Below are 21,659 nucleotides of genomic sequence, written 5' to 3' on the forward strand. Positions count from 1 at the left end.
CTTCAACAGACTCATGAACTAATTCAAGCTCTTGCTCAAACATAAAAAATCCCCACCAGAATACTGGTAGGGATTATCTTTCATCTGCAAGATCGGTCAAGTGCCCTTAAACGATCGGCATTGACTTTAGGTGGCACTCTTTTTATCATTAATCCGCTCATATTCACAATGCATCTCAGCCCAAATCGCTAAGCCATTTCGAGTACTTTATTAACCAACTTCTCAATGCCAATATGTGCCTCTAAAATTGACGTTGCTAGCATATACGCAGGTGTACTGACGATTTTATTGACTTCATCAACGACAATATCTTCAACTTGCACATTTTTATGCTTACCGCCCATTTCAGTAAATGCATGAGCCGTCTCAGAATCGGTTCCAATTGTGCCTATAGCGCCTGCGCCGTAAATATGAGGGATCATCACCGGTGAAATACACACAAAACCGACAGGTTTATGCGCTAACGCAAACTCACGAATAAAGTTTTCTACAATTGGCTGAATATGGCAATTACTGCCTGTGGTTGCAAAATTGGATAAGTTTTTAGCCGCACCAAAACCGCCAGGGATCACCAAACCATCAAATTGACTTATCTCTAATGTACTGGCATTAAGCACTTCCCCACGAGCGATCCGTGCAGACTCAACTAATACATTACGGGTTTCGTCGGTGTTGACCTCACCGGTTAAATGATTCACCACATGCATTTGGGTAATATCTGGAGCAAAGCATTGATATTGAGCACCCGCTCGCGTTATCGCCAGTAGGGTTAATACAGCCTCGTGAATTTCAGTTCCATCAAATACACCACAGCCACTCAGTAAAACAGCAATCTTTTTCATGACATCTTCCTTCAACTTTTAATTGATAATGTAAAATTTACAACAAAAAACCAACAAAACGATTGATCTGATTAAAAATCGTGCTAACTTAGAACGTCGAATTTGCTAGATGCCTTTTTTTTAGTCATAAAACATCACTGAATTCGATTGTGACTTAACTGACATCAATAAAAAAGTCCACAAATTAGTAATATTTATTAGAAATAATATTTAGCTCACAAAAAATAAAAAAGAACATATAACTCAACTAGTTACTGATTTCATTTCAAGCCGTAAGAAAATCTATCCAGCAACGTTGATTAATTCACTCACAGACTTATCCACAGGCTGAGAGTCTTTTGGCGTGGCTGATTGTTGGCTTTTCTCTATAAAATTGCCCAAAAAACCTCACTGGATACACAACGAGTCAAACGTTACGATTATTGACACTATCTTGGGTAAATAACTGACAATCGCACAAGCATCTTGAGGTGCTATGGGTATAATGTCATCCTATTAGTCTCGCAAAATACTGAACACGAATATTAATTATGCCAACAATTCCCAATAACCCGCTCATCTTAGTTGATGGCTCATCTTATCTTTATCGCGCTTATTATGCGCCGCCTCATTTAACCAATTCAAAAGGTGAAGCAACAGGCGCGGTTTACGGTGTTGTTAACATGCTTCGTAGTTTATTAAGCCGTTACAGTCCTAGTCATATCGCTGTTGTTTTTGATGCTAAAGGCAAAACTTTCCGCAACGATATGTACAGTGAATACAAAGCCCAGCGCCCACCTATGCCCGATGATCTGCGTAATCAAATAGAACCATTACATAGAATCATTCACGCAATGGGTTTACCTTTGATCAGCATTTCTGGTGTGGAAGCCGACGATGTGATCGGTACCATCGCCCTTCAAGCGAGTAAAGAAGGCCGAGCAACATTAATCAGTACCGGCGATAAAGACATGGCACAGCTAGTGAATGAGCATGTCACGTTAATCAATACCATGACAGATACCATTATGGGCCCTGAAGAGGTCAAAACGAAATATGGTGTCAGTCCCGATAGAATAATCGACTTCTTAGCACTCATGGGCGACAAGTCCGATAACATTCCAGGTTTACCTGGCGTCGGTGAGAAAACCGCGCTGGCGATGTTGCTTGGTGTAGGAAGTGTAGAAAATATTTTAGCCGATCCACAAAGCGTCGTTGAAGTTGGCTTTAGAGGCTCGAAAACCATGCCGGCTAAAATCATCGAAAATGCCGACATGCTAAAGTTATCATATGAACTGGCGACCATTAAAACCGATGTCGAGTTAGCACAAGACTGGCATCAAATGACGGTTAAGCCTCAAGACCGTGATGAACTCATTAAATGCTTCGGTGAAATGGAATTCAAGCGTTGGTTAGCGGAAGTACTCGATAATAAGCAACCCCGCGGTACCATCAGCCAAGATAGCGAAGAAGAAATCACCGTATCGCCAACCATTGAAGCTGAGTATGAAACGATTCTGACCATAGAAGCGCTTGATAAATGGATTGAAAAACTTAATAGCGCCGAACTGATAGCGATTGATACCGAAACCACAAGTCTCAACTACATGGAAGCGGAACTTGTCGGTTTATCATTTGCTACCGAAGCAGGTAAAGCAGCCTATTTACCGTTAGCACATGATTACCTTGATGCGCCGCAGCAAATTGATAAAGCCAGCGCGCTTGAAAAGTTGCGTCCGATCCTTGAAGGCGATAAACCGCAAAAAGTAGGTCAAAATCTCAAGTATGATATGAGTATTTTAGCCAACGCAGGCATTACCCTCAAAGGTATACGCTTTGACACCATGCTCGAATCCTATGTGTTTAATTCAATCGCATCGCGTCACGACATGGACGGTTTAGCGTTAAAATACCTTGGCCATAAAAATATCAGTTTTGAAGAAGTCGCAGGCAAAGGCGCAAAGCAGCTGACTTTTAATCAAGTTCATTTGGATATTGCTGGGCCATACGCCGCTGAAGATGCCGATATCACTCTGCGTTTACATCAACATCTATGGCCAAGACTTGAAAAAGAACCAGAACTGGCCAGTGTATTTAATGAGCTAGAATTACCATTAATACAAGTATTGTCTGATGTAGAGCGCCAAGGTGTATTGATTGATTCAATGCTACTTAGTCAACAAAGTGGTGAGTTAGCCAAAAAGCTTGATGATTTGGAAAATAAAGCCTACGAAATTGCCGAAGAAAAATTTAACCTCGCTTCACCAAAGCAACTACAAACGCTATTTTTTGAAAAACTAGGTTATCCAATAAAGAAGAAAACCCCTAAAGGTGCGCCATCAACAGCAGAAGATGTATTAGTGGAGCTGGCACTTGACTACCCTTTACCTAAAGTTATTCTTGAACATCGTAGCCTAGCCAAATTAAAGAGCACTTATACCGACAAACTGCCACTTATGGTTAATGCCGCTACTGGCAGAGTGCATACTAGTTACCACCAAGCTAATGCTGCAACCGGTCGTTTGTCATCAAGTGAGCCAAACTTACAGAATATTCCGATCCGTACTGAAGAAGGCCGTCGTATTCGCCAAGCCTTTATTGCCCCTGCCGGTCGTAAAATTTTAGCTGCCGATTATTCACAAATAGAACTGCGAATCATGGCTCATTTGTCTCAAGATGCAGGCTTGCTAACCGCATTCGCAGAAGGCAAAGACATTCATAAAGCTACCGCAGCGGAAGTCTTTGGAGTGCACTTTGAAGAAGTCACCACTGAGCAACGTCGCCGCGCTAAAGCGGTTAACTTTGGCTTAATTTATGGAATGTCTGCGTTTGGTTTAGCCAAACAGCTCGATATTCCACGCAATGAAGCACAAAAGTATATCGACACGTATTTTGCTCGCTATCCCGGTGTACTCAAATACATGGAAGAAACCCGAGCCATCGCCGCTGAGCTAGGTTATGTATCTACATTATTCGGACGTCGTTTATACTTGCCTGAAATCAACGACCGTAATGCAATGCGTCGTCAGGCAGCTGAACGTGCAGCGATTAACGCTCCGATGCAAGGAACAGCAGCAGACATCATCAAAAAAGCCATGATAGCCATTCACCAGTGGATTAACCAAGACACTCAAGGTGAAATCACCCTGATAATGCAAGTACACGATGAATTAGTATTTGAAGTGGATGAGGCCCAGGCTGAAATCCTCAAAACTAAAGTGTGCGATTTAATGGCGCAAGCAGCGTCATTAGACGTGACATTATTAGCTGAGGCTGGCATTGGCGACAACTGGAATGAAGCCCACTAGTCATTGGCTTAGGTTATGTTTGCAAAATAAACGTCTGTAGCTAAAACAAAAATACCGTATTCATTAGAATGCGGTATTTTTATTTGGACATTGTAACTATGGCTAAACTGAACCGAAATGAACGCTTAGCGCAATAAATATCCTCACCACCTATGCATCCTCTATTACTCAACCTATGCCTCAATGACCAATTTAATGATATATAACCGACTAGTTCATCGTTCTAAGCGGCAAATAAAGACTATTTTGAGTTTGTAGTCACAGTTATTGTATCTTTTTATGAAAAACAGTTTTTCATTTTAAGGCGAATAAGCTATTATATTCGCTGTAGGGTACAGAGGTTAAGATGTTCAATCTTTCAAACCTTTATTTCACTAGCGATAGTGACTAGCCAAATTCGGCGCCCCAGCAACTTAGGTTGCTGGGGCTTTTTTTTGATTTTTTTTATCATTAAAAATATTTAGAGTAAATACTTTAATGTTGATTAAAAAACAGTTATTATAGGGTTATTGAGCGTCATCAAATTGAGTTGATGGCACTTGAGTCTTGTTGAATTTAGCTTCTCCCCAAAAGAGCTAATTTATTTGTACCGATGGCCGTTTGGTTATCGGTTTTTTTTTGCTTAAAAATCGCCATTGTTACAACGTAGAAAACTCAAACGAAAAAAAACCGACATATTTGCCGGTTCTTAATTTTGCTAATCTTTTATATCACTCGACCGCTACTCTGGTGCCAACTCCGACTCCGACGCTTGCTCTGCCTTCTGCTCAGCTAACCATTCTGGATGACACCAATCATTTAAGATGCTCAACACTTTGGGCTTACCGGTGCCTTTTAGCGACGATAGTGTCTCAACTTGCACTTTATCACCAAAATCTTTTAAGGCTGCACGCACATCATTAACGGTTTTCATTTTGACGCTTTGAGTCAATTTATCCGATTTTGTTAGCAATGCTAATACAGGAATGTTACTTAATACTGCCCATTCAATCATCTGCATATCGAGATCTTTCAATGGATGACGGATATCCATCAATACCACCACGCCACTTAAACAAGCACGCTTTTGTAGATATTCGCCAAGCGCCTCTTGCCATTTATGTTTTAATGCTAAAGGAACTTGTGCAAAACCATAGCCAGGTAAATCGACTAAACGACGATCATCATCTAGCTGAAACACGTTGATCAATTGGGTTCGACCTGGCGTTTTACTGGTTCGAGCTAAACTTTTTTGTTCAGTAAGCGCATTTAGCGCACTGGACTTACCGGCATTAGAGCGCCCAGCGAACGCAATCTCCACCCCGATATCCCCAGGAAGATACTGATCTAAATGCGCAATATCCGGCGCACTGATTAAAAACTTAGCCCTACGGAAATCGATACGAGATTCTGTCACTCTTAACTCCAATTAAATTACTTCTAGTAAACGCATTACCATAAATTTTTAACAATTGCTTACTTTTGCACATTTTCGTGTAAAATATTAGCCTGATCACATTATATACCCAAGCAACGCTGATATGTGTGATGTAGTCATAAATGATCTAGCTCTTCACGAGCATCGTAAACTACATCAGAGCGCTTGGAAAAAACATTTTACCACGCTTGCGGGTCTTCCTAGTAAGCTCAGGACAATAAATTAACTAGAAGTTGGAACGCCATGAAAAAGTTAGCTCTTGCGCTGTCTGTAGTCGCCGCTATGTCATCATCAGTTATGGCTGAAGGTAATGCTGAAGCAGGCAAAACTAAAGCAATCGTATGTTCTGCCTGTCACGGTGCTGACGGCAATAGCATGATTGATATGTATCCTAAATTAGCAGGACAACACCCTGCCTATCTTGAAAAACAATTAACAGAATTTCGTCTTGCTGCTAAAACCGGTGGTGCTGAAGGTCGCATGAACCCAATTATGATCGGTTTTGCAATGGGGCTCAGTGATGAAGACATCGCTGATGTTTCAGCATTCTTTGCAAGCCAAGTACAAGTTGTCGCCGATGTTGCCGACGTACCCACAGCAGGTGAAAAACTGTATAAAGGCGGTGACGCTGCTCGTGGTATTACAGCATGTGTTGCCTGTCATGGTCCTGAAGGCAAAGGCGCAGCTGCTGCAGGCTTCCCTGTCGTGGGTGGTCAGCATGCTAACTATATCAAAATTCAGCTAACACAATTTCGTGATGGAGTTCGTCACAACGATTTAAATGGCATGATGCGAGATGTAGCTAAAAAATTATCTGATGCTGATATCGAAGCATTATCTAAATATATTTCAAGTATTAAGCACTAATACCCTTGAATATTTACTAATAAAAAAATGGGCTTTCTAGCCCTTTTTTTATGCCACCAAGTTGACGTTAACGTAAGCTTCATCGATTATTGCTTGACAGTGTTCACACTTTTAGCGTTAAATACACCCCGTACCGAGGTAAACCCAACTGTTTGTAACATAAATCTAATAACATCAAGCAGGTTTCGGACTGATACATTTAAGATATAAGAATAAAGATAATTCATAATAATAATAATTTAAGACCACTCACTAATAATAATAATATGAGTCGAGATTTCATTTTGAAATACTGGTCGCAGAATTTGTAAGGAATAGACCGATTGGTCGACATGCTATTTAGCACTGCCTTACACAACAGAGTGACTGATAACCCAGAGTATTATTTGAAGGATTCAAATAATGGCAAACAAAGCTTATTGCTGAGGATGCACCCGCTGGAAGCTTTATCGCTCGAAGGTATAAAGTAACAAGGATGGTTAACTAATGTCATTGAAGACAATTAGGATAATGATGCGTCATTGAAGACCATCTACGGAAGCTGTAGTCAGGACGGCAACAGAATATAAAAAAGCGTCATTGATGACCAATAACAATTAAAAACGGCATGGAAAGCAGAAGAAATAAAGATCTGACCGGGATAGTCACATAGCAAGTACGGATACTTGGAATCAGAATAAAGTGCGTTAGGCACTATTTTACGAGGCGGCAGTTTATACTGCCGCTTTTTTTTATGCCCAAATAGCCTCAATATCAACTTCATTTCAAATACTTACTTTAAATTAACCACATTCGCTATATAATCGTTTATTAAGTCAATACTTAGGTAATGCTGTATTTGATGAACGTATGTCCGCTTTGTAATCATAGTGCTGATTTTTTTGTTCAAGACAAAAAAAGAGCTTTCTACATCTGCGAACGGTGTGGCTTAGTCTTTGCTAACCCAAAATCACATCTTATGCCAGATGTTGAGCGTCAGCGTTACGGTCGATCGCAAAAGTCATCGAGTCAGAAACCATTATCGCAATTTATTCTGCCACTATTAGCCCAAATATCTCAGCAACAGAGCGGTGCGTTAACTGGTCTTAATTTTGGCCGCTTACTTGACGACCAGAGCAGACAATCCATTGTTGATGCTGGTCATCTTGTTAATCAGTACGACCCATTCTTTGCTGCAGATCAGTCGGTACTGCAACATAGCTATGATTTTGTATGTTGTTACCGGGTATTCGAACACTTTCGTCATCCACACCGTGAATGGAAATTACTCAATCAACTGGTTAAACCCAATGGCTGGTTAGCAATAGGCACGCCTTTATTGACCGATCAAGACCATTTTGCCAAATGGCATTACAAAAACAATCCAACTCATGTAAGCTTTTACCAGCAGCAGACATTCGAATATTTAGCATTAAATAGTGATTTTGAGCTATTATTTGCATCGAAAGATCTGGTTTTGATGCAAAAATCATCAAAATCTGATATAAAGCGCATCCTTATTTAGTGCCTTGTAGAAATTGCTCTGCAAGGACGTGTTTAGAAAACCTAACGAGAACATCATGGCTCGCAGTAAAAAAACTCGCAAAGGCGGCGAAAACGGCGCTAAGTTTGCACCTAGAGTAAAAAAAGTTGATCGCAACGCGGTCGATGGTAAAAAATCTGAAACCGGCCGTAAATCAGGCAGCCGTCACAATGAAACGTTGCTTAAACAAGCATCAGGTAACACTTCGGTTAAGAGTAAAGATGTCCGTCATGGCAGCAAAAAGCCGGTAGCACTTACTTTACCTACGTCTGTTACCGCGCCATTAGTGGTTAAGCCTAAACAGCCTAAACTGACTGACGAACAGAAGTTACTGAAACTTGAAGATGATCCAAGACTAAATCAGTTACTTGACCAACTTGAAGAAGGTCGTGATTTATCTGACACTGATCAAAAGTGGTTGAATATTCAATTAGACAAAATTGAGCAACTGATGTTGAGCTTAGGCCTAACTGAAGGCGATGATACGCCAACACAAAGTCCTAAAAAGCAACTGAGTGACGATGAACTATTAAATCGTTTTGAATCAGGTGCCGATATGCTTAAAGATTATCAGCAGAAAGATTAATCTGCTCGATGAAAGTAATACCAAGCTATTTCTTGGTTTGATATCAAAAAACTGGCGCAAATCGCGCCAGTTTTGTATTCAAAAAAGGATAAATTGTGTCTACAACCGCCATCGTAATTGCTCTACTCATCATTGTAGCCCTTGCTACCTACGCAACACACTTACTGTTAACGCTTAAACGTACAACACAAGCTAATCAACAAGCACTTTCTGAGCGTAAGGCTAAAGCTGAAGAACGTAGACAACAAATACTGACTGATATCCGTTACATTGCCGCAGCAATGCTAGAAGATCGTTGTGAACTGTCTGAAGGCGTTATGCGCATAGGTAAATTATTTGATGCATTATCCTTGTCAGAACAAGTTGTGGCAGACTTCCCTAACCTGTTTACCCATTATGAGCTGATTAGAAACCATCCCATCATGGAAGCGCGTAATGAGCTACCAAAACAACAACGGATGAAGTTTGATTTTGAGCGGATGAAATCAGAAGCAGAGTTAGAACAGGTTATTCTAGACGAAGCAAAACACATAGCCGAGTTTGATAAGCCAACCACTCATTAGCGCAACATATTAGTTAACCTGAACTCGAGATAAGAGTTCAGGAGGTCATAATAAAAAACACAATCTTAGTCACTATCGCTATCAAACTTGTTATTTATTCTGCTAACAAGATGAAATAACGCGTCAATAGCTAGCCAATGGCAAGTTTGCAGCAACTTAACTAATCACATTTATCTCATGCCTTAGCACAATTGAGGTTAAGCATGAAATTAGTACGATTGCAGGCTATGCTGATAACACATCAGCTAAAGTACGCATCAGCAGATGCCAGCAACAAATTAACGTCAATTAACCACACCAGTTTGGCTGACAAATTGAAATAACAAGAAGCTTAATAAAGCTCAATGATTGGGGTCACACTATGTTCAGTTCACTTTGCTTAGGATTACTCAAAATACTGGGTTGGGAATTTGATGGCCAACTCGATAATACTAAGCCATGCGTCATTATTGTTGGCCCGCATACCAGTAATTGGGATTTCATCATTGGCATTATCGCCCGCAGCGCCTTAGGCACCAAAATTCATTTTTTAGGCAAGCATCAGCTGTTTATTCCGCCCTGGGGATGGCTATTTCGCGCCATGGGCGGTAGCCCTGTCGATAGACGTAAATACAATAATTTAGTTGATGGCGTGGTGCTGTTATTCCAACAAGATCCACTTTATAAACTGGCCTTAGCACCTGAAGGCACACGTAGCCCTGTAACTCGTTGGAAAAGTGGTTTTTACCATATTGCAGCCAAAGCGGATGTTGATATAGTGCCAATCGGATTAGATTTTGGCCGCAAAGCGGTTGTGATTGCCAAACCGTTAAGACCGACGGGAGATATTGAACGCGAAATAAATCAGTTAATGGATTTTTACCGTTCTATCAAAGGCTATCATCCAAAAATGGTTCCTGATTATCAGCAGAAATAGTACTGCAATAATTAACGTTCAATTAGCTTATATTGATTAATCAGAAGTGCGACAGTGTTGGATATACAAGAAGTGTCTTACACAGCATTCAGCGGTTTTTATAACACGCTTTCTAAACTCTCAGCGGCTAGCACATAGCTGCCGCCTAAACGTATAACGTGCGTTGGCGTATGGATCCGCACTAAAGATAGCACTAGCCGAGTCGACTCTTGCGAGATGAACACCGGAGACTCACCCCAAAAGGTTACCCCAGCTAAATCAAACCGACTGCGAGTACTGTTAATCTCACCCAAAAAGTGAGTGTCTGTGGCACTAATAGTACTGCGGGCGATCTTCATCTTTTTCTGCTGCATACCTATGCGACTAGACTTGATGGTTACAATCGAGTCACTCATCGTGAGCTGGTTTACATCAACATTGTCAATGAACACCAATTTGCAGTCTTCAATAATGAGCTGATCATAATGCCCAGAAAAATATTGTTGGCTTTCTTGATAGCATTTGCCAATACGCTTACTGCTATTTTCTGAATGTTGCTCACGAGCCAAAACATTAGCATTAGAAGGAAAAATAGAAGTCGATGCTAGACCCGTTAATAACATTTGATTAAAGATGTGTGGATGCGATTTCATCGGTACATGCCCTGCACCAGCAATAACCTGCAGTTGTGCTGTGGGTAATACATGTAGCAGTGCTTGAGCGGTCCGTAGTGGCGCAACTTGATCATCTGCGCCCCAGATTAACTGCGTCGCAGGCATCTGTTGGTAATTAAGCACTGAGAAGTTTTGTTCCATTAATGCTAATGCCGCATTTGTATTGGTTTGTTCGCCAATGGTCATATTACGAATAGACTCATTGTGACTTAACCATTTCGTTGGATCTAACCCGGTTCCGGTTTTCTCAAGCATCTTATCGGCAAAGTTATCAACCCGGGCTAACACTCGGCGAAAGCCTTGTGGTAATTCGCTGTTAGTCATATCTCGCTTAGAAATCTGTTTTAGATACGCAGTCCGGTCCAAAATACCGGCAGCATCCACCAGCACGAGTTGCTCAACTTTGCCAGGATACTGACTCGCATAATATAAGCTAATCGCCGCCCCCATCGAATGTCCCACAAGATGTACCTGAGCATTGGGATGGCGATAATGGCTAATGACCCAATCGATCACCTTGGCATATTCTTTGGGTGAATAGGTAAATACCGCACCTTGCGATAAGCCAAAACCAGGTAAATCGATAGCAACAACATGATACTGCTTTGCTAACGCGGGAATAACCGTTAACCAGTCTTTAGAGGCTAACTCACCTAAACCGTGAATAAGCACAACAGTGTCACGGTGCTCAAGCCCTGCTTGTAACACAAACAGCGGAGTTTGATGGCTTGGTACTATCACTCGTTCAAATTGATAGTTTGTTGGGTAATCAGCTAGCTCTGCGGTTGTTAATGGCTCGGCTGTCAGTGGTTTTACAGCGCCTATTGAGCGAACTTGCCTATTGATATCATTAAACCAATTAGCTTGCACGGGCATCGCCCACCACAGCAACAGCAACAGCAATGATATTAATACCAGGAATTTAACCACTGCAAATATCGCTTATCTGGCGGCTTATCAATGCTGTTCGGTACATTGCTTTATGCTGCGAATGTCAGTACCTGTTGGGCTTTGAAACGCACGTAAACCAAACTCAGGTAACACGGCAAAAATGTGATCAAAAATGTCTGCCTGAATCGCTTCATAATAGGTCCAACGAATGTCATTGGTAAAAATATATAATTCTATCGGCAAGCCCTCTGTGGTTGGAGCAAGCTGCCTTACCATCAATGTCATGTCTTTATGTACTTTGTCATGACGACGTAAATACTCTTGTAAGTATGCTCTAAATGTTCCGATATTGGTTAAATGACGGCCATTCACCTTCATCTCAATATCACTTATGTTGGCATTAGCAACACTGATTTCACTGAATACTTGCGGTAAATACTCTTTCAAATAATTGACTTTGCCTAAGCGAATACGTTCTTCATCGGTCAAAAACTGAATGCTATTGACGTCGATATTGATTGAGCGCTTAATTCGTCGACCGCCCGACTCGGACATGCCGCGCCAGTTCTTAAATGCATCAGACACTAATGCATAAGCTGGGATCATGGTGATGGTATTGTCCCAGTTTCGTACTTTCACTGTGGTTAAGGTTACATCTTCAACGGCGCCGTCTGCAGCGTATTTATCCATTTGGATCCAATCGCCTTTACTCACCATGCGGTTAGCAGCAAGTTGAATCCCAGCAACGAAGCCCAAAATGGTGTCTCGGAACACCAACATAACCAAACCGGTAGCCACACCTAAACCACTAAAGAAATAAATAGGCGACTGGTCGGCTAAAATAGCAAAGACAACAATTAACCCAATAAAAAATAGGAATAACTTAGTCAGCTGCACAAAACTTTTTACCGGTAAACGGCGATTAACATGATTAATATCAGCAATTTCATCAATCGCATTCAACCCGCTATACACAGCTCGAATCATAAAAAACACTAACAACGCGCTAAGGAAACGGTCAATAAAAGCGCTAATCAATTCATGCTCGGTGAGCACAATAGGGATCAATAAATCGAGGATTAAAATAGGGATCAAAATAGCGAGACGTTCAAACACATTAAAGCGCATGAAAATATCGTCCCAAGTCACCGAGGATCGGCGGATCACTGCATTCACACCGTGAACGACAAATCGATGGGTAATGTAATAACTTAAACCTGCCACAACCACACAAGCCAAAATTAATATCGATGTCGCGACACCATCCGATGGTTGGCTATTAATACCCAAACGAGTTAACCAAGCCGCAATTTCAATCCGCACTTCTGTATTCACAAACAAATCCTTAGCCACGTTTGCCCTTTACTCAATCAAAAGACGTAAATTAAACCGCATAAATGCAAGCAAACATTCACAGGCTTATCAGTGTGCTCATTATGCATGGTGTTGATGTATAACGTTACCGAAACATCGACTCTATCGGTCAAGATGATAAATTTAATGCAAGTTACTATTTTCACGATTATGTTAACAGTTGCAATGAATGTGAGTATACCCAAACAAGATTAAACAAAAATTAGCTTTGACGCGGGGGGCAATAAAAGATAATAAAAAAGGACCTTGTGGTCCTTTGTCAAATTACTCTAAACATATCCTGTTCATGACATGTAGTTTCACTCAATTAAAAACTCGGTAACATGCCCTGCGGTAGCAATCGGTTAAAACTGGCGCTATACAACAAGTCGACCGAGTTCTCGATATCAGGTGAAAAGTAACGGTCTTTATCATAAAACGTCACTATTTCACGCAGTTCAGCTTTGGCCAGCGCCACAGCTGCGCTTGGTTGCAACGGCTTTCTAAAATCTAACCCTTGCGCAGCAGCTAACAACTCAATCGCCAACACGCCACGGGTATTTTCACTCATGTAGCGTAAACGTCGTGCAGCAAATGTCGCCATCGACACATGATCTTCTTGGTTTGCCGATGTCGGTAAACTGTCTACCGAGGCCGGATGCGCATAGGTTTTGTTTTCCGATGCGAGTGCAGCTGCAGTGACCTGGGCAATCATAAAGCCAGAATTCACCCCACCGTTATCCACCAAAAATGGTGGTAACTTAGACAAGCTAGAATCAATCAACAACGCCATTCTGCGCTCCGAAATAGAGCCCATTTCAGCAATCGCAATCGCGAGGTTATCAGCCGCCATCGCAACGGGTTCGGCATGGAAGTTACCGCCCGAAATAATATCGCCCGTATCTTGGAACACCAATGGATTATCAGTAACACCGTTTGCCTCAGCGCCAAGCACTTCTGCTGCTTGACGGATTTGGGTTAAGCACGCACCTAAAACCTGTGGCTGACAGCGCAGTGAGTATGGATCTTGTACTTTTTCACAATTAGTGTGACTTAAGCTAATTTCAGACTCACTTGTTAATATATGACGGAAAATAGCTGCCGAATCGATTTGACCTTTTTGCCCGCGCGCAGCATGAATGCGTGCATCAAATGGACTACGGCTGCCCATAGCGGCTTCAACACTCATGGCGCCAATAATTGAACTGGCGGCAAACAAATCTTCTGCATTAAACAAGCCTTCAAGCGCCAGCGCTGTTGAGGCCTGGGTACCATTCAGTAACGCTAAGCCTTCTTTGGCCGCTAATTCAATAGGTGCAAGCCCGGCAATCTCAAGCCCTTCCGCTGCTGAGATAATCAGCCCTTGATAGCTCATTTCACCTTCACCTAACAAAGGTAAACACATGTGAGCTAATGGCGCTAAGTCACCCGATGCCCCGACTGATCCTTTTTCTGGCACACACGGATACACACCAGCATTCACTAGCTGGATGAGAAACTCGATAACCTCTAAACGAATACCTGAAAAACCGCGGCTTAATGAGTTAATTTTTAACACTATCATTAAGCGCACGGTAGCATCTTGCATGTATTTTCCTATGCCAGCGGCGTGGGACAATACAATAGAGCGTTGCAATAATTGCAGATCTTCTGGAACAATTTTAGTGTTGGCTAACAAGCCAAAGCCAGTATTGATACCGTAAACAGTACGGCCTTCACGTAATACTTGTTGGACGATTTCAGCACTTTGATTAATGTCTTTAATCGCTTCTTTCGCAAGGGTAAGCTTGACACTATTACGGCTGATCGCACGAGTCTGCGCCAGTGTTAACGTACCTGGAATAAGTTCAAATGAATAAGTCGACATGGATTAAGCTCCTAACATTGGCAGGTCTAAGCCTTGCTCTTTGGCACATTTTTTTGCAATGTCATAGCCAGCATCTGCATGACGCATTACCCCAGTAGCAGGGTCGTTCCACAATACTCGGCCTAAACGTACCGCAGCCTCATCGGTTCCGTCGGCCACTATCACCACCCCAGAATGTTGACTAAAGCCCATACCAACGCCGCCACCATGGTGTAATGACACCCAAGTTGCACCACTAGCTGTATTGAGTAAGGCATTCATTAATGGCCAATCTGACACCGCATCAGAGCCGTCTAACATGGCTTCTGTTTCGCGATTTGGACTGGCAACTGAGCCTGAATCTAAGTGATCTCGGCCAATAACAATCGGTGCCGCTAACTCACCGTTTTTGACCATTTCATTAAAGGCTAACGCTAAGCGGGCACGATCTTTAAGCCCTACCCAGCAAATACGTGCAGGTAAGCCTTGAAACGCAATACGCTCACGCGCCATGTCGAGCCAATTGTGTAACTGCGGATTATCTGGAATCAGCTCTTTGACTTTGGCATCTGTTTTGTAAATATCTTCCGGATCGCCAGACAAGGCTACCCAACGGAATGGTCCAATGCCTTCACAAAATAACGGCCGCACGTATGCTGGTACAAACCCAGGGAAGTCGAACGCATTCGTGACGCCTTCTTCAAACGCCATTTGGCGAATATTGTTACCATAATCTGTGGTTGCTGCACCGGCTGCCTGTAATGCCAACATTGCTCTAACTTGCACTGCCATTGACTGCTTCGCCGCTTTAACGACTGCCGCTTCGTTAGTTTTACGCATTTGAGCGGCGTATTCTAAAGTCCAGCCTTGAGGTAAATAACCGTTTAATGGGTCGTGCGCGGAGGTTTGATCGGTTACCACATCAGGCACAATGCCGCGGGTCACTAGCTCAGTAAACACATCGGCAGCATTGGCTAATAAGCCGACTGAAACCGGCTTGCCGCTTTGGTTTGCTGCGTAAATCATCGCTAATGCTTGATCTAATGAAGTGGCTTTTTTGTCGACGTAACCAGTACGCATGCGAAAATCGATACGGGTTTCATCTACTTCACAGGTTAATACCGAATAACCCGCCATAGTACCAGCCAGTGGTTGTGCACCACCCATGCCGCCTAAACCGCCAGTTAAAATCCACTTACCCGCTGACGAGCCATTAAAGTGCTGTTTAGCCATGGCGACAAACGTTTCGTAAGTGCCTTGAACAATGCCTTGCGAACCAATATAAATCCACGAACCCGCAGTCATTTGGCCATACATAGCCAAACCTTTCTTATCTAGTTCGTTAAAGTGTTCCCAATTCGCCCAATGTGGCACTAGGTTTGAATTAGCAATAATGACCCGTGGCGCATTGCTATGAGTAGTAAACACCCCAACAGGTTTACCAGACTGCACTAATAAGGTTTGATCGTCTTCAAGGCGTTTAAGCACCTCAATAATTTTGTCGTAACTTTGCCAATCGCGCGCGGCGCGGCCAATGCCGCCGTACACCACTAAGTCTTCTGGGCGTTCGGCAACATCAGGGTGTAAGTTGTTCATTAACATGCGCATCGCGGCTTCGGTTAGCCAACTTTTACACTGTAATTGGGTACCGTGCGGGGCAATAATGCGACGGCTTGGGTCGTGTCGTTTATCCATATGTTCCTCTTCAACCGAGTTTATTCAGTTTGGTTTTTTATTGGTCTTGTTGTCTATTTTTAATGTCTTACGGTTTTCATTTTCGATACCACCTTTTAACGCGCAAAGGTTAAATGGCCGCCTAGTTTAAATTTGCTACCCGGATGAACTAAACGAGCAAAACTGACCACACCTTGGCGCGACCAGGTACGACGTAAAATTTGTAAGCAAGGTTCCGTTGCAGCAATCGACAACCTTTGTTGTAACAGCTCGTTAGCCATAATGGCTTCAACGGTATGCTTGGCCTCTGTCAGTGGCGCTACTGCCGACAAATATTCATGGGGAGTATGTGAGCTAAAATCTTGTTGTAGGTAATCAGGCACCAGCTGTGGGTTTACATAACGCTCTTCAACTTGTAATGGCAAGCCTTGCTCGCAATGCACCAACACCGAATAAAATACAGGGCTGCCCAGTTCCAGCCCCAATGCATTAGCCACTGTTGTGCTGGCCTCGATTTGTCTCAATTCAAGCTGGATAACACTGTAGCCATGGCCACGGTCTTTTATTTCGTCGGCAATATTACGAATAGCCAGTAATGACGATTGCGACTTTAAACCTGCCACAAAAGTGCCCACTCCTTGAGTGCGCTCTAGCACGCCCGAGTCCACCAGTTCAGTTAACGCCCGCCTTGCTGTCATCCGACTACAGGCAAACAATTCAGTTAACTGATTTTCAGACGGGACACGATCGTTCTCTTGCCATTCGCCCGTTTCAATACGGCTCAAAATGAATTGTTTTATTTGGGAAAACTTTGCTTGGGCCATATCAGCAGCTCTCGGTTTTTTAGACAATAATGTCATTGCTGTTTAAAAACACATCATTCATCCTACCTTGTATATACAAGTTAAAACAAGTATTGTTTAGCAATCAATAATTAATGCATTTTTAGGGGTTTTTATGTCGTGGGATCAAGTGTGGATTGATGTAAACGTGGCCACCATGGATACCAATATCCAAGGGGCTTACGGCGTAATACCTCAAGCGGCTATTGCAATAAAAGATGGCAAAATTGCTTGGGTTGGCCCGCGCAGTGAACTACCTGAATTTGATGTACTGGCAACCCCAGTTTACAGAGGCAAAGGCGGCTGGATAACACCAGGGCTTATCGATGCACACACCCACTTAGTCTTTGCCGGTAATCGCGCCAATGAGTTTGAACAACGCTTACAAGGTGCAAGTTACCAAGATATCGCTCGGGCTGGCGGCGGTATTATCTCAACCGTTAACGCCTGTCGTGAAGCTGATGAAGCTGAGTTATTTGAACTGGGTCGACAACGCTTAAACGCCCTAGCCAGAGAAGGCGTCACCACGGTTGAAATTAAATCTGGTTACGGCTTGAACACCGAAACAGAACTTAAATTATTGCGCGTTGCGCGTGAGCTAGGCGAACATCATCACATTGATGTAAGCACCACCTTCTTGGGCGCCCATGCTATTCCGCCAGAATATAAAGACAATGCAGATGCCTATATCGACCTCGTCATTAATGACATGCTCCCCGCGGTAATCGCCGAAAACCTTGCTGATGCCGTCGATGTATTTTGTGAAAATATCGCCTTTAATCTTGAGCAAACTGAGCGAGTATTAACTGCGGCTAAACAGGCAGGTCTGCAGATTAAACTGCATGCTGAGCAATTAACCAATATGGGCGGCAGCGCCTTAGCAGCCAAGCTTGGGGCTAAATCGGTCGATCATATTGAGTTTCTAGATGAAGCAGGTATTAAAGCCATAAGCGAAAGTGGTACCTGTGCAACCTTGTTACCCGGCGCATTTTATTTTTTACGCGAAACCCAATTACCGCCAATCGACTTACTGCGTCAATACAAGGTGCCAATGGTTATTGCCAGCGATTTTAATCCGGGGTCATCGCCTATTTGCTCCACTTTATTGATGCTCAATATGGCTTGCACCTTATTCAAACTCACCCCAGAAGAAGCCTTACAAGGTGTAACCATTAATGCTGCAAAAGCACTTGGTATCGACAATAATGTCGGCAGTATTACCGTAGGTAAACAAGCTGATTTTTGTTTGTGGGATATCACCACTCCAGCACAATTAGCTTATGCTTACGGAGTGAACCTGTGTAAAACCGTTGTCAAAAATGGTCAGGTAGTTGCGCTACCCAATTAAACAGTTAAACCGTTAAACAATTGGGCTCAACTTATATCCGTCAAATAGCCCTCAACTTCAGTTCAAACTCACTACTAATAGCAGTACCACTGGCGATAATGTCTATCTCCAGTGGCGCTGCTATGTACGTCACCTCAAATCCCGAGTTCAGATTTATTAAACTATTGGGCAATAAAACCGTGATTTTAAGGTCAGTTTCATTTAGGCTGACTATATTAATGAACAATCGTTCAACTTGTTATAGTCAGTATCACAGACAACAATAGTGAGATGAATACTCGATAAGTTCTTTTTAACCAACATCACATTGCCAGAGGTTTTATGAAAATCCGTGTTTTAATATCGCTTGCGACAGCTTTTTTTATGCTTAATACCAGTAGCGCTTTTGCTAAAGATCTAGCAGATACTGCGGTGCAAGCACCATTAGTTAAGCCTAAAGTGATTATTTTTGATGTGAATGAAACCTTGTTAGATCTTGAAAATATGCGCGCCTCTGTGGGTAAAGCGCTTAATGGCCGTGAAGATTTACTGCCATTATGGTTCTCAACCATGCTGCATCATTCTTTAGTAGTTTCAGCTACAGGTGATTACCAAACGTTTGGTAGCATTGGCGTTGCGTCACTGCAAATGGTCGCCGAAATCAACGGCATTGCCATTACACCAGAACAAGCTAAAACCGCCATTTTAACGCCACTTCGTTCATTACCCGCTCACCCAGATGTTGCGGAAGGTTTAGCTAAATTGAAGGCCCAAGGCTACAAACTAGTCACCTTAACCAATTCATCATTGGAAGGCGTAACCTTACAGCTTAAAAATGCTAATTTAAGCCAGTATTTTGATGCCAACTTAAGCATAGAGTCTGTTGGAGTATTTAAGCCGCATTTAAAAACGTACCAATGGGCCATTAAAGATTTAGGTGTTAATGCAAATGAAGCGTTAATGGTTGCCGCGCACGGCTGGGATATTGCCGGTGCAGATAAAGCAGGCTTACAAACCGCCTTTATTCGTCGCCAAGGTAAAGTGTTGTTCCCACTAGCAGCACAACCAGACTACAACGTACTGGATGTAAACGAATTAGCCAGCACCCTAGCTAAGTTCAACTAGCCTTAACGATTATCGCCCAGTATTAGCTGGGCGATAAATTTACACAGCAATGAGTATTTCCTTCTATATAGCCCCATCAATCTCCCCCCCCCTTAAGACGACTTGCACTGCCCCTTGCCATTAACCATTAATTAACATTTAATGAATGCTGATTAATCGTCGTCATAAAAAGGGAAAACAGATGAGAAAGGAATATTTAGCGCTATCAGTGGCATTATGTTTGGCTAGTTTAAGCGCAAACACCATGGCACAAACCACACTGATGCATCATGTTAATGGCTACACGCTCGTCGACGGAAAACTGCAAACCTTCAATGCTATCCAATTTACTGACGACAAAATTGATCGACTATTTACCTTAAATCAAGCCTTACCGAGTGCAATTGATATCACCTCAGTTGATGGCAAAGGTAAAACCTTATTACCTGGATTAATCGACGCCCACGGTCATGTGCTAGGGTATGGTTTGAGTTTATTAACCGCAGACTTGACCAATACCAGTAGCGAACAACAAGCCGTTGAACGCGCGCAAGCATTTAGTAAAAACAACCCGACTGATGGATGGTTAATGGGCCGAGGTTGGAACCAAGAGTTATGGGACAGCAAACAATTCCCGACTAAAGAAAGCCTAGATAAAGCCTTTAAAGCTAATCCGGTATCATTTGGCCGAGTTGACGGTCATGCCATTTGGGTTAACAGCAAAGCGTTAGCACTCGCGGGAATTTCGTCAACCACAGTGGCACCAGAAGGCGGTGAAATTGTCAAAGACGATCAAGGTAATCCTACTGGTGTATTAATCGATAATGCGATGAACTTAGTGTTTAACATCGTCCCCGATCTCAATCAGCAGCAATTACAATCAACCTTAACCCTAGCGATGGATAGCCTAGCGTCATACGGGCTAACCAGTGTGCACGATGCCGGCATCAACATCGACAACATCAAGGCATACCAACAATTAGCAGCGAACAATGCCATGAGCGTGCGGGTTAATGGCATGCTATCGGTTGAAGACCCTCGCTTTACCACCATCTTAAAGCAAGGCCATATCACCACTGCTAATGACATGTTTAAAGTCGACAGCGTTAAAATATCAGCCGATGGCGCGCTTGGCAGCCGCGGCGCAGCGTTAATCAAAGAATATTCAGATCAACCCGGCCATAAAGGCTTAATGCTGTATTCAGACGATCAACTCGGCAAACTGATTTTACAGTCGATGAAAGCAGGTTTTCAGGTTAATACTCACGCCATTGGCGACAACGCCAATCAAGTGGTGCTCGATAAATACCAAACTACCATTGCAGCAACCGACTCAAAAGCATTACGCCATCGCATTGAACATGCACAAATTCTCGATTTAGCCGACATACCGCGCTTTGCCCAACTTGGGGTTATCGCATCGATTCAAGCAACCCACGCCACCAGCGACAAAAATATGGCCGAAAACCGTTTAGGTAAAGCCCGCTTGGCCGGTGCTTATGCGTGGCGCAAGCTGTTAAACGCTAATGCCGTCATCGCCAATGGTTCAGACTTCCCTATTGAATCGCCCAACCCATTTTTTGGATTGCATGCATCCGTAACCCGCCAAGACCATGTTAACCAACCACTAGACGGCTGGCTCGCCACTGAAAAACTATCACGTATCGAAGCACTCAAAAGCTTCACCATCGACGCCGCCTACGCAGGCCATCAAGAGCAGCTTTTAGGCTCATTAGAACCCGGTAAAAAAGCAGACTTTATCCTAGTCGAAGATGACTATTTTACAATCGACCCACAACAGATCTGGCAAAACAAAGTCATCGCCACCTGGGTCAACGGCCGCAAGGTATTTGCACAAGAGTAAACTGCGTTGAGTAGGGTTTATTGATAAGTAAGATAAGTAGAATTGGTCTAACGCGTTTTAAGGGGAAACGCGTTAAGGCTAATACCTAAAGACTGGCGGGAGCTC

16 protein-coding genes are annotated in these 21,659 nt (G+C 42.9%); 9 read left to right on the top strand and 7 right to left on the bottom strand.

Annotation, left to right across the window (positions count from 1 at the left end; all coding sequences use genetic code 11):
• Positions 1-188: 188 nt before the first annotated feature.
• Positions 189-842 carry an isoprenoid biosynthesis glyoxalase ElbB gene (elbB, locus tag H5125_RS15005; RefSeq protein WP_182744646.1) on the bottom strand — a complete coding sequence of 218 codons (654 nt, stop codon included), beginning with the start codon at positions 840-842 and terminating at the stop codon, positions 189-191.
• Positions 843-1,372: 530 nt separating this feature from the next.
• On the opposite strand from elbB, the gene polA reads away from it, so the two are divergent.
• Positions 1,373-4,129: a DNA polymerase I gene (gene polA / locus H5125_RS15010; protein WP_182744647.1), complete on the top strand. Its 2,757-nt coding sequence runs from the start codon at positions 1,373-1,375 to the stop codon at positions 4,127-4,129.
• 721 nt (positions 4,130-4,850) lie between these two features.
• On the opposite strand, the gene yihA is transcribed toward polA, so the two are convergent.
• Entirely contained in the window at positions 4,851-5,525 is a 675-nt protein-coding gene (gene yihA, locus H5125_RS15015; RefSeq protein WP_101088614.1) for a ribosome biogenesis GTP-binding protein YihA/YsxC, read from the bottom strand.
• 264 nt (positions 5,526-5,789) lie between these two features.
• Here yihA and H5125_RS15020 point away from each other — a divergent pair, with 264 nt between their 5' ends.
• The 5 genes from H5125_RS15020 to H5125_RS15040 all read left to right on the top strand — a co-directional run bounded on the left by H5125_RS15020 (position 5,790) and on the right by H5125_RS15040 (position 10,000).
• Complete coding sequence (locus H5125_RS15020) at positions 5,790-6,413, top strand: cytochrome c (protein ID WP_182744648.1); 624 nt, start codon at positions 5,790-5,792, stop codon at positions 6,411-6,413.
• Between the two features lie 841 nt (positions 6,414-7,254).
• Positions 7,255-7,917: a methyltransferase domain-containing protein gene (locus tag H5125_RS15025; protein WP_182744649.1), complete on the top strand. Its 663-nt coding sequence runs from the start codon at positions 7,255-7,257 to the stop codon at positions 7,915-7,917.
• 55 nt (positions 7,918-7,972) lie between these two features.
• Positions 7,973-8,521: a Der GTPase-activating protein YihI gene (gene yihI, locus H5125_RS15030; RefSeq protein WP_101088617.1), complete on the top strand. Its 549-nt coding sequence runs from the start codon at positions 7,973-7,975 to the stop codon at positions 8,519-8,521.
• Between the two features lie 95 nt (positions 8,522-8,616).
• Positions 8,617-9,084, top strand: a complete 468-nt coding sequence (locus H5125_RS15035; RefSeq protein ID WP_101088618.1) for a DUF2489 domain-containing protein — start codon at positions 8,617-8,619, stop codon at positions 9,082-9,084.
• A gap of 361 nt (positions 9,085-9,445) precedes the next feature.
• A complete protein-coding gene (locus tag H5125_RS15040; protein ID WP_101088619.1) occupies positions 9,446-10,000 on the top strand; it encodes a lysophospholipid acyltransferase family protein in 555 nt (184 codons plus the stop codon).
• Between the two features lie 98 nt (positions 10,001-10,098).
• Here H5125_RS15040 and H5125_RS15045 read toward each other — a convergent pair whose 3' ends face one another.
• The 5 genes from H5125_RS15045 to hutC all read right to left on the bottom strand — a co-directional run bounded on the left by H5125_RS15045 (position 10,099) and on the right by hutC (position 17,241).
• Complete coding sequence (locus tag H5125_RS15045) at positions 10,099-11,523, bottom strand: alpha/beta fold hydrolase (RefSeq protein WP_182744650.1); 1,425 nt, start codon at positions 11,521-11,523, stop codon at positions 10,099-10,101.
• Positions 11,524-11,610: 87 nt separating this feature from the next.
• Complete coding sequence (locus tag H5125_RS15050) at positions 11,611-12,879, bottom strand: mechanosensitive ion channel family protein (RefSeq protein WP_101088621.1); 1,269 nt, start codon at positions 12,877-12,879, stop codon at positions 11,611-11,613.
• A 346-nt stretch (positions 12,880-13,225) separates the two neighbouring features.
• Entirely contained in the window at positions 13,226-14,764 is a 1,539-nt protein-coding gene (gene hutH / locus H5125_RS15055) for a histidine ammonia-lyase (RefSeq protein WP_182744651.1), read from the bottom strand.
• A 3-nt stretch (positions 14,765-14,767) separates the two neighbouring features.
• A complete protein-coding gene (hutU, locus tag H5125_RS15060; protein ID WP_182744652.1) occupies positions 14,768-16,438 on the bottom strand; it encodes a urocanate hydratase in 1,671 nt (556 codons plus the stop codon).
• A 95-nt stretch (positions 16,439-16,533) separates the two neighbouring features.
• On the bottom strand, positions 16,534-17,241 hold the full coding sequence (hutC, locus tag H5125_RS15065) for a histidine utilization repressor (protein ID WP_182744653.1): 708 nt from the start codon (positions 17,239-17,241) through the stop codon (positions 16,534-16,536).
• Positions 17,242-17,374: 133 nt separating this feature from the next.
• Between hutC and hutI the strand changes: the two genes are divergently transcribed.
• From hutI to H5125_RS15080, 3 genes are all read left to right on the top strand, one after another.
• A complete protein-coding gene (gene hutI / locus H5125_RS15070; RefSeq protein ID WP_182744654.1) occupies positions 17,375-18,607 on the top strand; it encodes an imidazolonepropionase in 1,233 nt (410 codons plus the stop codon).
• A gap of 327 nt (positions 18,608-18,934) precedes the next feature.
• On the top strand, positions 18,935-19,711 hold the full coding sequence (locus H5125_RS15075; RefSeq protein WP_409085826.1) for a haloacid dehalogenase type II: 777 nt from the start codon (positions 18,935-18,937) through the stop codon (positions 19,709-19,711).
• A gap of 181 nt (positions 19,712-19,892) precedes the next feature.
• Positions 19,893-21,554: an amidohydrolase gene (locus tag H5125_RS15080; protein ID WP_182744655.1), complete on the top strand. Its 1,662-nt coding sequence runs from the start codon at positions 19,893-19,895 to the stop codon at positions 21,552-21,554.
• Positions 21,555-21,659 lie beyond the last annotated feature (105 nt).

The organism is Shewanella sp. SR44-4, from assembly GCF_014163715.1.
Lineage (GTDB): Bacteria > Pseudomonadota > Gammaproteobacteria > Enterobacterales > Shewanellaceae > Shewanella.

What these genes read in the sequence shown, in the direction of transcription:
- elbB (WP_182744646.1), bottom strand. Translation starts at nt 842, where the DNA reads ATGAAAAAGATTGCTGTTTTACTGAGTGGCTGTGGTGTATTTGATGGA.
- polA (WP_182744647.1), top strand. Translation starts at nt 1,373, where the DNA reads ATGCCAACAATTCCCAATAACCCGCTCATCTTAGTTGATGGCTCATCT.
- H5125_RS15020 (WP_182744648.1), top strand. Translation starts at nt 5,790, where the DNA reads ATGAAAAAGTTAGCTCTTGCGCTGTCTGTAGTCGCCGCTATGTCATCA.
- H5125_RS15025 (WP_182744649.1), top strand. Translation starts at nt 7,255, where the DNA reads ATGAACGTATGTCCGCTTTGTAATCATAGTGCTGATTTTTTTGTTCAA.
- yihI (WP_101088617.1), top strand. Translation starts at nt 7,973, where the DNA reads ATGGCTCGCAGTAAAAAAACTCGCAAAGGCGGCGAAAACGGCGCTAAG.
- H5125_RS15040 (WP_101088619.1), top strand. Translation starts at nt 9,446, where the DNA reads ATGTTCAGTTCACTTTGCTTAGGATTACTCAAAATACTGGGTTGGGAA.
- hutH (WP_182744651.1), bottom strand. Translation starts at nt 14,764, where the DNA reads ATGTCGACTTATTCATTTGAACTTATTCCAGGTACGTTAACACTGGCG.
- hutU (WP_182744652.1), bottom strand. Translation starts at nt 16,438, where the DNA reads ATGGATAAACGACACGACCCAAGCCGTCGCATTATTGCCCCGCACGGT.
- hutC (WP_182744653.1), bottom strand. Translation starts at nt 17,241, where the DNA reads ATGGCCCAAGCAAAGTTTTCCCAAATAAAACAATTCATTTTGAGCCGT.
- hutI (WP_182744654.1), top strand. Translation starts at nt 17,375, where the DNA reads ATGTCGTGGGATCAAGTGTGGATTGATGTAAACGTGGCCACCATGGAT.
- H5125_RS15080 (WP_182744655.1), top strand. Translation starts at nt 19,893, where the DNA reads ATGAGAAAGGAATATTTAGCGCTATCAGTGGCATTATGTTTGGCTAGT.